The sequence below is a fragment of the Kurthia gibsonii genome, from assembly GCF_006539985.1.
Classification (GTDB): Bacteria; Bacillota; Bacilli; order Bacillales_A; family Planococcaceae; genus Kurthia; species Kurthia gibsonii.
The window spans coordinates 89,951-105,006 of the sequence record NZ_BJOB01000005.1; the positions used below are offsets into that span (position 1 = coordinate 89,951).

The window sequence follows — 15,056 nt, forward strand, 5'->3', positions numbered from 1 at the left end:
AATTAGACAGGTATGATGAAAATAGCGCTTTATTTACGACAGGAGGGTTTTTATGTTTAACACAACCGAAATTGCTAAAGGTGTTAACGTTTTTACGAGAAAGACAGACCAATTTAAAACGGTGAATTTTTCAATTAAATTTAAAAAAGAATTATCAACAAAAGATACAGCCGTACGAACGGTTTTAACAAATGTTTTACAACATAGTAATGCGGTATATCAAACTGCTGCATCACTTCGTATGTATTTAGATGATTTATATGGAACGGTCATGTATTTAGATACAACGAAAAAAGGTAACGAACAAATTGTTTTATTGAATGTAGAAACTGTAAACGATCACTATTTAAAAAGTGGTGACGTATTAAATAAAGTACTCGATTTAGTGCATACAGTATTGTTTAAACCAAACTTTACAAACGATTTATTCCAATCGAGTATTGTAGAGCGTGAAAAGGCGATGGTTATTGATCGTATTCAATCTATTTTCGATGAAAAATCACGCTATGCACAAACGCAATTACAAAAAATCTTCCGTCCAAATCATCCAGCTTCTATTTCAGTAAACGGAACAGTCGCGGATGTAGAGGCGATTACACCTCAAACTTTGAAAGATGCGTATGAAGCGATGCTTCAATATGATGATGTGGATATTTTCGTTGTAGGCGATATTGATGAAGATAAGATGGTGGCGTCATTAAAAGAAGCACTACCTCTTGAAGATCGTCCAAACCCATATAAAAAAGTAACATTCAAAGATACAGAGCCGCTAACAGATTATAAAAAAGAACAGGTAGAAATGCGTCAGGCGAAGCTTCATATTGGCTATAAAGCACCTGTACGTTTTGACAATCCGAAATTCTTTACAATGCAAATCTTTAACGGTATTTTCGGTGGCTATCCACATTCAAAGTTATTTATGAATGTACGTGAAAAAGAAAGCCTAGCATACTACTGTGGAAGTTCGTATGTGTCACAGTATGGTGTATTATATGTGACGTCAGGAATTGAAGCAGAGAATGAGGAAAAGGTAGTTCGTTTAATTGATGAGCAATTACAAGCGATTCAACAAGGGGATATTTCAGATATGGAATTGAATCAGACGAAAGCCATGTTAAAAAACCAATTAAAAGAGGCTTTGGATTCTGCACGTGGACAGATTGAAGTATTTGATCAATATCGTGAGTTACCAATTCCATTTACTGTAGAGGCATTAAGTGAGCAGTGGGATGCTGTTACAAAAGAAGATGTACAAGAAATAGCAAAACAAGTTGAAAAACAAACGGTATTCTTCTTAACAGGAATGGAGGAAGCATAGATGGAAAAAGTACAATTTGAACAATTAGGTGAAGAACTTTATTATGAAAAGCTAGACAATGGCTTAGACGTATACATTTTACCGAAAAAAGGCTTCTCAAAGACCTTTGTAACTTTTACAACGAAGTATGGTTCAGTTGACCGTACCTTTGTGCCACTAGGCGAAACAGAGCCTGTAACTGTACCAGATGGCATTGCGCATTTTTTAGAGCATAAAATGTTCGAAAAAGAAGATGGAGATGTATTTCAAAAGTTCTCGCAATATGGAGCATCAGCAAATGCTTTTACATCATTTACGCGTACAGCGTATTTATTCTCAGCAACGAATCATATTTACGAAAGTACAACTACTTTATTAGACTTTGTTCAGCAACCATACTTTACAGAGCAAACAGTCAATAAGGAAAAAGGGATTATTGGTCAGGAAATTACAATGTATGACGACCAACCAGACTGGCGTGCATACTTCGGTTCGATTGAAAATCTATACAAAAATCATCCTGTGAAAATTGATATCGCTGGTACGATTGAAACGATTGATGAGATTACAGCAGAACATTTATATACGTGCTACAATACATTCTATCATCCTTCAAATATGCTGTTATTCGTCATTGGCTCAGTAGAACCTGAAAAAATGATGGCGCATATTCGTGAGAACCAAGCGCAAAAAACATTTGCAGAGGCGACACCGATTCAACGCATCGAAGTCGATGAGCCATTAGAAGTGAACTGTGTAGCGAATGAGTTACGTATGGATATTCAAAAACCAAAAGCATATGTATCGTTCAAAGCGCGTGAAACACATTTACAAGGGCACGAAATGTTAAAGCAAGAGTTAGCTATCCAATTAGCTTTAGACCTCATGTACGGACGCTCATCAGCGTTTTATGAAGAAATGTATGAAAAAGGGTGGATTGACGAATCTTATTCATATGATTTCTCTTTAGAAAAAGGGTTTGGTTTTGCAATGGTTGGGTCAGATACGAATCATCCAGTTGAATTAGAGAATGCCATTAAAACAGTTATGAATGAGTCAGAAGCGGCACTACCGTTCGATGCAGAAAAATTAGAACGTGTAAAACGCCGTAAGATTGGTTTCTTCTTACGTGCGATGAATTCAATTGAATTTATTGCGAATCAATTCACGCGTTATAAGTTCAATGACATGAATTTATTCGATGCAGTTCCAGTTATTGAAGAATTGACAATGGAAGATGTCGAACAAGCGATGAAATCTATTCAAGGCATTACACAACAGTCGACATTTACAGTGAAACCATTGAAAGAAGCGAAATAAAAGAATGAAGAAGTTTAGTTTAATACTTGGAGCTTCAGGTGCAATTGGTTCAGCGATTGCACAAAAACTAGCCGCAGATGGTTGGTCACTCTATTTACAATATAATTCGCAAGTAGAGCCAGTTCAGTCATTGCTAAAAGAATTAGAAATGATGTATCCACAACAAGAATTTTTAATTATACAAGCTAATTTACTAGAAGAAGGTGCAGCTGAACGGATTACACAATCTGTTTTTTCGCTACAATCCATTGTCGTAGCAAGTGGCCAATCTCTTTATAAATTAGTAGAAGATACAACACCAGAAGATATGCAAGCACTTTGGCGTGTACATGTTCAAACGCCAATTGAATTAATTACAAAATTAGGGTATAAGTTAAGACAACATGAAACATCCTACGTTACGATGATTGGTTCAATTTGGGGCGAAGCGGGTGGTGCTGGTGAAGTACTTTACTCTACAGTAAAAGGTGCCGTTCACGCATTTGTGAAAGCTTATGCGCAAGAAGTAGCGTATAACGGAATTCATGTAAATGCTGTAGCACCTGGACTTATTGATACGAAGATGAATGGACATTTGTCGCATGAAGAACTAGCGAATGTATTAGCAGAGATTCCAATGGAACGTGCTGGAAGGCCAGAAGAAGTAGCCGATTTAGTTCAGTTTTTACAATCAGGAAAAGCAGATTATATGACGGGACAAGTATTACGTTTGAATGGTGGCTGGTATATTTAATATTTCCCGGGGAATGATTTTTTGTTTTTTTACGATAATAAATAAGTCATTTGTTTATTTTTCAAAATAAAGGATAAAAAAACAGTGAATTCATTGTACACATTCCCCATTTCCACTTTAAATGTAAGCAAAAATCAGCTATCATGGAACATAGAAATGTTTTATTCGTTGTATAAGAGAAGGGATCGTTGTATGTGAAAGAATGGTATTTTGAATACGAAATTCAAGTCAATCGTCCAGGGTTATTAGGAGATATTTCTTCATTGTTAGGTATGCTGCGAGTAAATATTGTTACAATCAATGGTGTAGACCAAGTACGTCGAGGCATGTTACTACGTGCAGAAAAAGAAGAACAAATCGAACGTTTTATGAATATCGTTTCCATTATGGAAATGATTAAGGTAACAAAATTTAGACCACCAACAACACGTGATCGTTTAGCGATTCGTCATGGGCGTTATATTCAACGAGAAGCAGACGAAAAGAAAACGTTTCGCTTTGTACGCGATGAACTAGGTATTTTAGTGGACTTCATGGCTGAGATTTTTAAAAAAGAAGGACATAAATTAATTGGTATTCGTGGTATGCCGCGTGTCGGTAAAACGGAATCAATTGTAGCTGGAAGTGTTTGTGCGAACAAAAAGTGGTTATTTGTATCTTCAACAATGATTAAACAAACAGCTCGTAATCGATTACATGGAGATGAGTACGGCAATCAAAATATTTTTGTGTTAGATGGTGCTGTAACACGTCGCTCAAACGATGAACGTCATCATCAGCTTGTACGAGAAATCATGAAGTTACCGACAATTAAAGTCGTGGAGCATCCGGACATCTTCGTACAACATTCGGAATACACAATTGATGATTTCGATTATATGATTGAATTAAGACATCATCCAGATGAAGAAATCACATATGAATTATTGGAACGTGAAAATAGTTTTCAAGATTCAGACGGTTTTGGCGGTTTTGGAGGATTTAATTTTTAAGAGATAGGTAGGTGTGTAAAATTGACTGAATTAGGTGCGCGCTTGAAAGAAGCGAGAATAGCTAAGGGCTATAGTCTGGATGATTTACAAGAAAAAACAAAGATTCAAAAAAGATATCTTTCTGCAATTGAAGAAGGTAATTACGGTGTGATGCCAGGTACGTTCTATGTAAGAGCGTTCATTAAACAATATGCAGAAGCAGTCGATTTAGATCCAACGGAACTTTTGGAAACGTATAAAACGGAGCTCCCTACTAACAAGACTGCAGAAACACTAGGTTCAGGTGTATCAATACAAAAAGGGGACCAAGTGTCTGGAAATAAACGTCGCTCGAATGTTGCACGTTCTTCAGGTCCAAATAAGAAATTTGGAGATGTAATGCCCAAATTTGTTGTTGCTCTATTTATCGTTGTGATTATTGCTGGTTTTGCATTCTTAATGTTAAAACAACCGAGCAATACTGTCGAAGAGCCAAAAGAGACACCAAAAACACAAGAAAATACAAATGTAGATACAAGTAAAAATAATGCAACAGATGCTACAGACAAAAAAGAAGATACAACAAAAGAAGAAACGAAAAAAGAAGATCAACCAAAACAGAAATTATCAGATGGTGAAGTAAGTGCTGATAATATTACAACAACATATACTTTATCAGGTACGAAGAAGTTTAGTATTCGCGTGGACGTAACAGGTGAAAACTGGGTGGGCATTACAGATGAAAATGGAACAACACTTGGAGAATCTGGTATGTTCGCAGCAGGCGACCAAATTAAAGAGAATGCAAAAGGTAAGAAAAGTGTTCGTATTCGACTTGGAGCAGCTGCAAATGGTAAAGTATTTGTAAATGGTGAAGAAGTGAAGTTTGTCACATCACCATCGGAACAACCGACACAAAATATTGTAATCAAATTGGCTGAAGAAGAGTAACAGCGAATAACAGGAGCCTAGTATGATAGAACTATGCTCCTGTTGTTGTGCTTATAAAAATGAACGTCAGCGTTAAGAAGGGTGAAAAATATGAACATTCCTAATAGAATTACACTATCCCGCATCGCCTTAATACCTGTATTTGTCATCTTAATGGTCATGAATTTTGGGTGGGGAAATATGACGCTATTAGGTGCTACATTACCGGTAGAACATTTTGTAGGTGCAATGATTTTCATTGTGGCTTCATTAACAGACTGGATTGATGGTCACTATGCACGCAAACATAATTTAGTTACAAATATGGGTAAGTTTTTAGACCCATTGGCTGATAAGCTACTTGTATCAGCAGCTTTTATTTTACTTGTAGAGTTGGACAAGGCACCAGCATGGATTATTATTATCATTATTAGTCGTGAATTTGCAGTAACAGGTTTACGTTTAATTTGTGCAGAACAAGGTGAAGTTGTGGCAGCCAACCAATTGGGCAAAATCAAAACGTGGGCACAGATTTTAGCGATTGTATTATTATTGCTAAATAATATGATCTTTGACATGTGGCATATACCAGCTGATATCATCATGTTATGGGTAGCTCTTGTATTTACTGTTTGGTCAGGAATCGAGTATTTCTGGTTGAATCGTCGCGTGCTATTAGAATCAAAATAAATTATGTATGACTCATTTTGTGACGAATTTTCACAACCTTTTAAAAGGCGCTTTTGCGAATGAGTCTTTTTTTGTCGATTAACTATGGAAATGGGAGTGTATGAAATGAATGCAGAAATTATTGCAGTAGGGTCAGAATTATTATTAGGACAAATTGTAAATACGAATGCTCGTTTTATCTCAAGTCAATTATCAGAGTTAGGCATTAATGTGTTTTATCATACTGTTGTAGGGGATAACCCAAAACGTTTAGAAGAAGTAATTGAACATGCTGAAAAACGCGCAGATTTAATTATTTTTTCAGGAGGACTTGGGCCAACGAAAGATGATTTAACAAAAGAAACGATTGCAAAACATTTAGGCGTACCACTTGAACAAAATGATGATGCGATGGAATACATTACGACTTTCTTCGAAAAGCGTAATCGCAAAATGACAGAGAATAATCGTAAACAAGCACTTGTGTTAAAGGGCTGTGAAGTACTGCGAAATGAGAATGGTATGGCTCCAGGGATGCTTTTTGAAAATGATACACATACGTACATTTTATTACCAGGACCACCAAAAGAGATGCAACCAATGTTTCAATTTGAAGCGAAACCAAAGTTAGCAAAACGTGTATCTGATGGTGGATTAATCGTGTCACATGTACTGCGTTTTTACGGTATCGGCGAAGCTGAGTTAGAAGATCGCGTACAGCATTTATTAGATGCACAAACAAATCCAACAATTGCCCCATTAGCAGGTGATGGGGAAGTAACACTTCGTATTACAGCAAAAGCTGATACAGAAGAAGAAGCTTGGGAACTAATTACACCAACACGTCAAGAAATTTTAGATTTAGTAGGCGAGTATTTATATGGTGTAAATGATGACTCGCTTTCTTCTAAATTGGCGGACATGTTAATCGAGAATGAGATTACAATCTCTGCTGCTGAGAGCTTAACAGCTGGTTTATTCCAATCAGAATTAGCTGCTAACCCAGGAATTAGTGAAGTCTTATATGGTGGTATGGTCACATATAATGAAGATGTGAAAGTGAATCAACTAGGTGTATCGCGTGAGTTAATCGATAAATATTCTGTTGTCAGTGCGGAATGTGCAGCAGAAATGGCTGTTCGTATTAAAGAGAAGTTTGGAACGGATTTAGGGGTTGGTTTAACAGGCGCAGCTGGTCCAGCAGAACATGGTGGGCGTGCAGTTGGCACAGTATGGATTGGGATTGTGTATGGCCAAGATGAGCCACTTACGTATCAATTGAATTTACAAGGTATGCGTAATACGAATCGAATTCGCGCCGTTAAAACGGCAATTCACCATATTATTCAATTATTAAGTTCAAAAGGCTACCGTAAAATCTAATAATAAAAATGAGAATGTATATGTTTTTTGAAAATATATATTAAAAATAGCTTAAAATAAAAAAAACGAATAAATGTTCCCTTTTTACTTGAGATTTTCTCAAAAATAAAGTATAGTTATGATATAAAAAGAGAACGTACTTTCTGAAGGAGGAAATGATTTGAACGAACGTAAAGCGGCATTAGATAATGCTTTAAAGCAAATCGAAAAACAATTTGGTAAAGGATCTGTTATGAAGTTAGGCGAACAGGCAGACCGCAAAATCCAAACATCACCAAGTGGCTCTTTAGCACTTGATACAGCACTTGGGGTAGGTGGCTATCCTAAAGGACGTGTAGTAGAGATTTATGGGCCTGAGAGTTCAGGTAAAACAACAGTAACACTACATGCAATTGCTGAAATTCAAAAAGCAGGCGGTCAAGCAGCTTTCATTGATGCAGAGCATGCGCTAGATCCTGTATATGCACAAAAATTAGGCGTTAATATTGATGAATTATTACTTTCACAACCTGATACAGGTGAACAAGCACTTGAAATTACAGAAGCGCTTGTACGTAGTGGCGCAATTGACATTATTGTTATTGACTCTGTAGCAGCACTTGTACCAAAAGCTGAAATTGAAGGCGAGATGGGTGACTCACACATGGGTTTACAAGCGCGTTTAATGTCTCAAGCTTTACGTAAATTATCGGGTATTATTAATAAGTCGAACTGTATCGCAATCTTCATTAACCAAGTACGTGAAAAAATTGGTGTTATGTTTGGTAACCCTGAAACAACAACAGGTGGACGTGCATTAAAATTCTATTCTTCTGTACGTTTAGAAGTTCGTCGTGCTGAATCAATTAAGCAAGGTAATGATATCGTTGGTAACCGCACAAAAATCAAAGTTGTTAAAAACAAAGTAGCTCCACCGTTTAAAACAGCTGAAGTTGATATTATGTACGGTGAAGGGATTTCAAAAGAAGGAGAAATCATCGATATCGGTGTTGAAAAAGAGATTGTTCAAAAATCAGGTTCTTGGTATGCATATGGTGACGAGCGTTTAGGTCAAGGTCGTGAAAATGCAAAAGAATTCTTAAAAGAAAATCCAGAAGTTCAAGCTGAAATCGCACAAAAAATTCGCGAAAAATCAGGTATTGCAACAACTGAGTTCGTAGCAACTCCTGAAGAAGATGAAGTAATGGATGAAGAATTAACATTACTATTAGACCAAGAAAAATAAACTTTATACTATACAAAAGAATTGTGTCGTTACGGCACAATTCTTTTTATATGCTTAATTTATGTGAAAAGAAAGTACATGTGAATAAATGCTTGATTTTGCATACCTAAAAAAACTTTGATGTTAAAAAATGTATGTAACTAGATGGTAAAACAATGTCGTAAAAGTCTTATAAAGTGAGGAATGAAAAGGCTTAGAGACCAGTGAATAAAAGGCTTACAATAACTGTGAAACCTTGACATCGTTACATGACATCTATACAATTAAGGATGTATTCTTTTAAATTTCTAAAATCGAAATGAAATAGGCAGTATATTGTCAAAACAATTCACAGCCGACTAAAAATCACAAACATTAGAGCTAGAGGAGGTGTTCGAATGAGTAGTTACATCATCCCCGCTTTGATTGGTCTGATCGTCGGTGCCGTTGTTAGCTATGTCATAATTAAACGAGTGAATGATTCAAAAGTGACTGGTGCAAAAAGCTCCGCAGAACTAATCGTTGAAGAAGCGAAACGAGAAGCGGAAGCCTTGAAAAAGGAAGCTATCCTAGAAGCAAAAGATGAAACTCACGTACTTCGAACTGAAGCAGAGAATGACATTCGTGATCGTCGTTCTGAACTTCAGAAACAAGAGAACCGTTTATTACAAAAAGAAGAAAATCTAGATCGTAAAGATGACGCTCTTAATAAAAGGGAAGCTGGTTTAGAACGCAAAGAAAGCGGTCTAGCTGATCGACAACAGCATATTGAACAGATGGAAAGCAAAGTGGATGAACTTCTACAAAAGCAGGAGTCAGAGTTAGAGCGAATTTCGGCATTAACACGTGATGAAGCACGTACGATCATCTTAAAAGAAGTAGAAGATGAACTGACAACAGATGTTGCAGTGATGACGAAAGAAGCAGAACTTCGTGCAAAAGAAGAATCGAACAAAAGAGCACGTGAAATTTTATCACTTGCGGTACAACGCTTTGCTGCAGATCATGTCGCAGAAACGACAGTATCTGTTGTAAACTTACCAAATGATGAAATGAAGGGCCGTATTATTGGTCGTGAAGGTCGAAATATTCGAACACTCGAAACATTAACAGGTATTGATTTAATTATTGATGATACACCTGAAGCGGTTATTTTATCAGGCTTCGATCCAATTCGTCGTGAAACAGCACGTTTAGCACTTGAAAAATTAGTACAAGACGGTCGTATCCACCCAGCACGAATTGAAGAAATGGTCGAAAAATCACGTCGTGAAGTAGATGAACAAATTCGTGAAACAGGCGAACAAACAACATTTGAATTAGGTATTCATAATTTACATCCAGATTTAATGAAAATTTTAGGTCGTATGAAATATCGTACAAGTTATGGTCAAAATGTGTTGAAACACTCAATTGAAGTAGCACATTTAGCAGGTTTACTTGCGGCTGAACTTGGTGAAGATGTGACGCTTGCGAAGCGTGCAGGTTTATTACATGATATCGGTAAAGCAATTGACCATGAAGTAGAGGGTAGTCACGTTGAGATTGGCGTAGAGCTTGCGACAAAATATAAAGAACATCCCGTTGTCATTAACAGTATTGCTTCTCACCACGGTGATACTGAAGCAACATCAGTTATTGCGGTATTAGTAGCAGCAGCAGATGCTTTATCAGCAGCTCGTCCAGGTGCTCGTAGTGAAACACTTGAAAATTATATTCGTCGTTTAGAGAAGTTAGAGGAAATCTCAGAGTCTTATGAAGGCGTTGAAAAATCATTTGCGATTCAAGCAGGTCGTGAAGTACGTATTATCGTTCGTCCGGATGCAGTAGATGATTTAACAGCCCATCGTTTAGCGAGAGATATTCGTAAGCGTATTGAAGAAGAACTGGATTATCCAGGGCATATTAAAGTAACGGTAATCCGTGAAACACGTGCAGTAGAATACGCAAAATAACTATAAAATAAGAGGAGAGGGTATTTCTTAAAGTGATTACTTCTAAGAAGCCCTCTTTTTTTCATAGAAAAGGGAGTTCAAATGAAAGTATTATTTATTGGTGACATTGTAGGAGATTTAGGAATTGACGCAGTAGAAAAATATTTACCGCGTTTAAAAAAGAAATATCAAATTGATGTAGTTATTGCCAATGGTGAAAATGCAGCGAAGGGTCGTGGTATTACAAAGCGTATTTATCAAGACTTATTAATGATGGGCGTTGATGTAATTACAATGGGGAATCATACATGGGATCAACGTGAAATCTATGATTTCATCGATGATACGGATTATTTAATTCGTCCAGCTAACTTCTCAAAGGAAGCACCAGGTAAAGGAATAACAACGATTACGAAAAATGGACAGGCAATCTCTGTAATCAATTTACATGGTCGTGTATTCTTACCTGCACATGATGAACCATTTGCGATGGCGGAAGAATTAATTGCAGAAGCGAAGAAACAGTCACCGATTGTTTTCGTTGATTTTCATGCAGAAACAACATCAGAAAAAATTGCACTCGGTTGGCACTTAGCAGGACAAGCTTCTGTTGTTGTCGGCACACATACACATGTACAAACAGCTGACGAACGTATTTTGCCAGGTGGCACAGCATATATTTCAGATGTAGGTATGACAGGGCCGTATGATGAAGTGCTAGGTATGAAAAAAGAAAGTGTCATCTATCGTTTTAAAACGAATATGCCCGTACGCTTTGAAGTGCCAGAAAGAGGTGCGGAAGTACTCAGTGCATTCTTTGTAGAGATTGATGATAAGAATGGTCAAGCAACGCACTGTGAGCGTATTTTAATTAATAAGGATCATCCATTTAAAGGCTAATGAAATGACCGGATTCTGAATATAGGTAATAGGCTTGAACATAAGTATAAAAACACAATATTATATTCACGAAAAAACGAAATTGCGCTATTGCGTGGTTTCGTTTTTTCGTTACGAACACTTAAAAAGAAATGTTTTGTCCGAGTCTGTTTTGAAAATATATTGAACTTAAATTCGTATATTTTCTATTCAAAATACTTTTTACGACAAGCTATTTTGTCCAATGTATGTTTAATACGATTCAGAGTTAAATTTTATGAAGAACAATTTTGTTAAATAAAGTATTATGTTACATCCTATTAATATGAAATATCTTCCTTTTTCCTGAGAAATAAATAGCGTATAGTATAGATATAATTGTAATGAAGCTAGAAAAGCAGGTGAATGGAACGATGAATGTATTAATTGTAGATGATGAAGAAAAAATTACAGAAATTTTAGCTTTGTATTTTAAGAAAAATGGTGACACTCCTTATATTTCTCATACAGGTGAAAAGGCAATTCAAATTATAGAAGAAACATCGATAGACCTTATTATTTTAGATTTGATGTTACCAGATATGGATGGAGAAGATATTTGTGAGTATGTCAAACGGTATTATAATATTCCGATAATCATGTTAACTGCCAAAATAGCAATTGATGATAAATTAAAAGGTTTTCGCATGGGTGCAGATGATTATGTTGTGAAACCTTTTCATCCAAAAGAAGTGGTCGTGAGAGCAGAGAGATTACGACCAAATCAATCTCAAAAAGAAATACTTCAATTTGGAGATATAAAAATATATACAAATGAAAACAACATATGTTTAAAAGGTAAAACTATACACTTAACACAACATGAATTTATCATTATATGCTTATTAATTGAAAATCCAAGACAGGTGTTTAGTCGAGAAGATTTAATTAACAAAATAGAGGGGATTGATTCAGAAACGAATCCACGAGTTATTGATCAACATATTAAGAATATAAGAAAAAAAGTGGGCGCTGATGTAATTCAAACGGTTTTTGGTCTGGGTTATAAAATGAATGAAAAGGTTATGAAAAATGAAATTTAATATAAAAATAGCGTTTATTGTTGCTGCCTTTACAATGAGTATGTTGTTCATTATTACAGTGATTTTATTATATAAAGGTCATGAGCACTTAATGATGCTCAACATTACAAACTCCCAAGAAGTAATTCATCACTTCGATTTAGCGTTAAGAGAAACAGCACTTTGGTCTATTGCACTCTTATTAATCGTGATTATGATTTCAAGCCTATTAATTGCAAGAATTTTGACCAAGCCCATACATGAAATGAATAAATTTGCTCTGTCATTAGTAAAAGGAAAGCGAAATTTAAAAATCAACTATACAATTGATGACCAAATCGGACAACTAGGACAATCTCTATTAAAGTTAGACCAGACGTTAACAGTTTATGAGAGACGTCGAAAAGAGATGACGCAAGAACTTGCTCATGAGATTAGGAATCCGTTGGCATCTGTGAAAAGTTATCTAAGTGCATTTCAAGACGGTATCTTGAATCCGACTACTAAAAATTTACAAGCTTGTACAGAGGAAATGGACCGATTAATCACTTTGATTGGTGAGTTAGATACATTAAATGATATTAATCATCCGACATTTAAAATTTCGAAAAATGACTGTAATATAGCTAAACTCATTGAAAAAGCTGTTACAGGAGTAGCAAGTGAATTATTAGAAAAAGAAATTCATTTAAAATTAGAAGTAGATGAAACAATCTATGCAGAAGTTGATGAGTTAAGAATTAACCAAGTTCTCCATAATATTATTAAAAATGCCATGTATCATGTGAGCAAAGAAGGAACCATTAAAATTACATTATTTCGTGAGGAAACGCATTTTTGCATTTTGATTTATGATAACGGTGTAGGCATGGATTTAGAAACAAGGAATCGAATTTTTGAATGGAATTATAGAGGGAAAAATGCATATGAAGGTAGAGGGATTGGTATGACCATCACGAAAAAATTAGTTGAAGCACATGGAGGAGAAATTACAGTTAAAAGTAACTTAAACGAAGGTACAACGTTTCATATACAAATACCGTTTTCTACATAATTTCTACATAACTATTCTGTATGATTATTTATACAGAAAGGACGTGTTTATATGAAGAAAATGAGAATAGTAGGTATTTTGATTCTTTTAGGGTTACTGACTGCTTGCAGTATGGATAATCGTAATAATTCTTCTATGAATAGTACAGAGATGAATCATTCAAATCATCGCATGGACGAGGAGATGGGTCACGAGACAACTGCTAATTTAAAAAGTAGTAAGGGCGAACATGAATTAACGTTTCCAAAAGTACTAAAACCCGATAGCCTGACAGATAATGCGGTTGTATATACCATAAAAGCGCAACAAGGAAAAACAAAATTTTTGAATGGGTTTGAAACGGAAACATATGGATATAATGGTCGTTTTCTTGGACCCGTCGTACGGATGGAAAAAGGAATGAATGTTACAATCCATTTAGTTAATGAGTTGAAAGAAGATACTACTTTTCATTGGCATGGACTCGAAGTACCAGGGAATGAAGATGGTGGACCGCACAAGGTGTTAAAAGCAGGGGAAAAAGAAACCATTCAATTCAACGTAAAACAGGATGCTGCTACACTCTGGTTTCATCCACATCCAATGCATCAAACTGCAAAACAAGTATTTAAAGGTTTGACGGGATTACTTTATATTGACGATAAAAATCTAAATTTACCAGATCGCTATGGTGTAGATGATTTGCCGATTATTTTACAAGATAAAAAATTTACTGATGAAAATCAACTTGATTATGACCAAGTAATGAATGCAGATGGTACAACAGGAGATATCTTGTTAATTAATGGTGTCATTGATCCAAAACTAACTGTCGATAGAAAAAAAGTACGTCTACGAATTTTAAACGGTTCAAATGCGAGAAACTATATACTACGCTTTAACAATGATATGGAATTTCAACAGATTGCAAGTGATGGGGGTTTACTGAATAAACCATATAATACTAAGACGATTCAGCTTTCCCCCTCAGAACGAGCAGAAATAATTGTAGATTTTACGAAAGTAAAAACAAATGAGGTAACACTCATAAATGAAGATGGTGTCAATGTTTTGCCAATTCATGTAAAAGAAGAAAAATTACCTTCTAAACAAATAAAACAGAACTTAAATCAACTTCAAGTGTCAGATGAAATAAAAAATAAAAAAGTTACAAAGAAAATCAAATTGGCTGGTATGATGCAGCATGTAACGATTAACAATAAAAAATTTGATCCTAATCGCATTGATTTTACCCAAAAGCAAAATAAAATGGAAGTTTGGGAAATCGAAAACGTAAAAGACGCTATGGGTGGAATGAGACATCCTTTCCATATTCATGGGACACAGTTTCAAGTCGTATCAATTGATGGTAAAGAACCACCTGCCAATTTATCAGGTTTGAAAGATACAATTTCATTAGAGCCTGGGCAAAAGGCAAAAATAGCAGTTAAATTCAAAGGAAAAGGTATATATATGTACCATTGTCATATTCTTGAACATGAAGATAATGGCATGATGGGGCAAATTGAAGTGAATTAATAGTCATATAGATGAGTGAAGTAAAGAGGCTGGGACAGAACAAAATAATATGGCTCAAATGCGAATAATCAAATCAATTGAATGCGTAGAAAACGACTCCTGA

General features: G+C 35.6%; 13 protein-coding genes. All 13 read left to right on the forward strand.

Going from position 1 to position 15,056, the window contains the following annotated elements; all coding sequences use genetic code 11:
* The first annotated feature begins 52 nt into the window (after nucleotides 1–52).
* On the forward strand, nucleotides 53–1,318 hold the full coding sequence (gene yfmF / locus KGI01_RS02845) for an EF-P 5-aminopentanol modification-associated protein YfmF (RefSeq protein WP_141273089.1): 1,266 nt from the start codon (nucleotides 53–55) through the stop codon (nucleotides 1,316–1,318).
* Entirely contained in the window at nucleotides 1,319–2,617 is a 1,299-nt protein-coding gene (gene yfmH, locus KGI01_RS02850) for an EF-P 5-aminopentanol modification-associated protein YfmH (protein ID WP_141273091.1), read from the forward strand. It abuts the gene before it with no gap.
* Nucleotides 2,618–2,621: 4 nt separating this feature from the next.
* Nucleotides 2,622–3,350 (forward strand): elongation factor P 5-aminopentanone reductase, encoded by a 729-nt coding sequence (ymfI, locus tag KGI01_RS02855; RefSeq protein WP_141273093.1) that lies wholly within the window; start codon nucleotides 2,622–2,624, stop codon nucleotides 3,348–3,350.
* A 194-nt stretch (nucleotides 3,351–3,544) separates the two neighbouring features.
* Complete coding sequence (locus KGI01_RS02860; RefSeq protein ID WP_141273095.1) at nucleotides 3,545–4,342, forward strand: DUF3388 domain-containing protein; 798 nt, start codon at nucleotides 3,545–3,547, stop codon at nucleotides 4,340–4,342.
* Nucleotides 4,343–4,363: 21 nt separating this feature from the next.
* On the forward strand, nucleotides 4,364–5,272 hold the full coding sequence (locus KGI01_RS02865) for a helix-turn-helix domain-containing protein (RefSeq protein ID WP_141273097.1): 909 nt from the start codon (nucleotides 4,364–4,366) through the stop codon (nucleotides 5,270–5,272).
* 90 nt (nucleotides 5,273–5,362) lie between these two features.
* A complete protein-coding gene (gene pgsA, locus KGI01_RS02870; protein WP_141273099.1) occupies nucleotides 5,363–5,941 on the forward strand; it encodes a CDP-diacylglycerol--glycerol-3-phosphate 3-phosphatidyltransferase in 579 nt (192 codons plus the stop codon).
* 105 nt (nucleotides 5,942–6,046) lie between these two features.
* Nucleotides 6,047–7,303, forward strand: coding sequence for a competence/damage-inducible protein A (locus KGI01_RS02875; RefSeq protein WP_141273101.1), 1,257 nt, complete (start codon nucleotides 6,047–6,049; stop codon nucleotides 7,301–7,303).
* A gap of 160 nt (nucleotides 7,304–7,463) precedes the next feature.
* Nucleotides 7,464–8,528, forward strand: a complete 1,065-nt coding sequence (gene recA / locus KGI01_RS02880; RefSeq protein ID WP_141273104.1) for a recombinase RecA — start codon at nucleotides 7,464–7,466, stop codon at nucleotides 8,526–8,528.
* 377 nt (nucleotides 8,529–8,905) lie between these two features.
* Nucleotides 8,906–10,462 carry a ribonuclease Y gene (gene rny, locus KGI01_RS02885; protein ID WP_068454677.1) on the forward strand — a complete coding sequence of 519 codons (1,557 nt, stop codon included), beginning with the start codon at nucleotides 8,906–8,908 and terminating at the stop codon, nucleotides 10,460–10,462.
* An 81-nt stretch (nucleotides 10,463–10,543) separates the two neighbouring features.
* The gene (locus tag KGI01_RS02890; RefSeq protein ID WP_141273106.1) at nucleotides 10,544–11,341 is read left to right on the forward strand and encodes a TIGR00282 family metallophosphoesterase; all 798 of its coding nucleotides are present in this window, start codon (nucleotides 10,544–10,546) and stop codon (nucleotides 11,339–11,341) included.
* Between the two features lie 392 nt (nucleotides 11,342–11,733).
* On the forward strand, nucleotides 11,734–12,402 hold the full coding sequence (locus KGI01_RS02895) for a response regulator transcription factor (protein ID WP_068454670.1): 669 nt from the start codon (nucleotides 11,734–11,736) through the stop codon (nucleotides 12,400–12,402).
* Nucleotides 12,392–13,435, forward strand: coding sequence for a sensor histidine kinase (locus KGI01_RS02900; protein ID WP_087680146.1), 1,044 nt, complete (start codon nucleotides 12,392–12,394; stop codon nucleotides 13,433–13,435). Before KGI01_RS02895 ends, KGI01_RS02900 begins: the two co-directional genes overlap by 11 nt.
* Nucleotides 13,436–13,486: 51 nt before the next feature.
* Entirely contained in the window at nucleotides 13,487–14,953 is a 1,467-nt protein-coding gene (locus tag KGI01_RS02905; RefSeq protein WP_141273108.1) for a multicopper oxidase family protein, read from the forward strand.
* The last annotated feature ends 103 nt before the right edge of the window (nucleotides 14,954–15,056 follow it).

Coding starts and splice junctions, on each gene's coding strand:
- yfmF (WP_141273089.1), top strand. CDS start 53: ATGTTTAACACAACCGAAATTGCTAAAGGTGTTAACGTTTTTACGAGA.
- yfmH (WP_141273091.1), top strand. CDS start 1,319: ATGGAAAAAGTACAATTTGAACAATTAGGTGAAGAACTTTATTATGAA.
- ymfI (WP_141273093.1), top strand. CDS start 2,622: ATGAAGAAGTTTAGTTTAATACTTGGAGCTTCAGGTGCAATTGGTTCA.
- pgsA (WP_141273099.1), top strand. CDS start 5,363: ATGAACATTCCTAATAGAATTACACTATCCCGCATCGCCTTAATACCT.
- KGI01_RS02875 (WP_141273101.1), top strand. CDS start 6,047: ATGAATGCAGAAATTATTGCAGTAGGGTCAGAATTATTATTAGGACAA.
- rny (WP_068454677.1), top strand. CDS start 8,906: ATGAGTAGTTACATCATCCCCGCTTTGATTGGTCTGATCGTCGGTGCC.
- KGI01_RS02890 (WP_141273106.1), top strand. CDS start 10,544: ATGAAAGTATTATTTATTGGTGACATTGTAGGAGATTTAGGAATTGAC.
- KGI01_RS02895 (WP_068454670.1), top strand. CDS start 11,734: ATGAATGTATTAATTGTAGATGATGAAGAAAAAATTACAGAAATTTTA.
- KGI01_RS02900 (WP_087680146.1), top strand. CDS start 12,392: ATGAAATTTAATATAAAAATAGCGTTTATTGTTGCTGCCTTTACAATG.
- KGI01_RS02905 (WP_141273108.1), top strand. CDS start 13,487: ATGAAGAAAATGAGAATAGTAGGTATTTTGATTCTTTTAGGGTTACTG.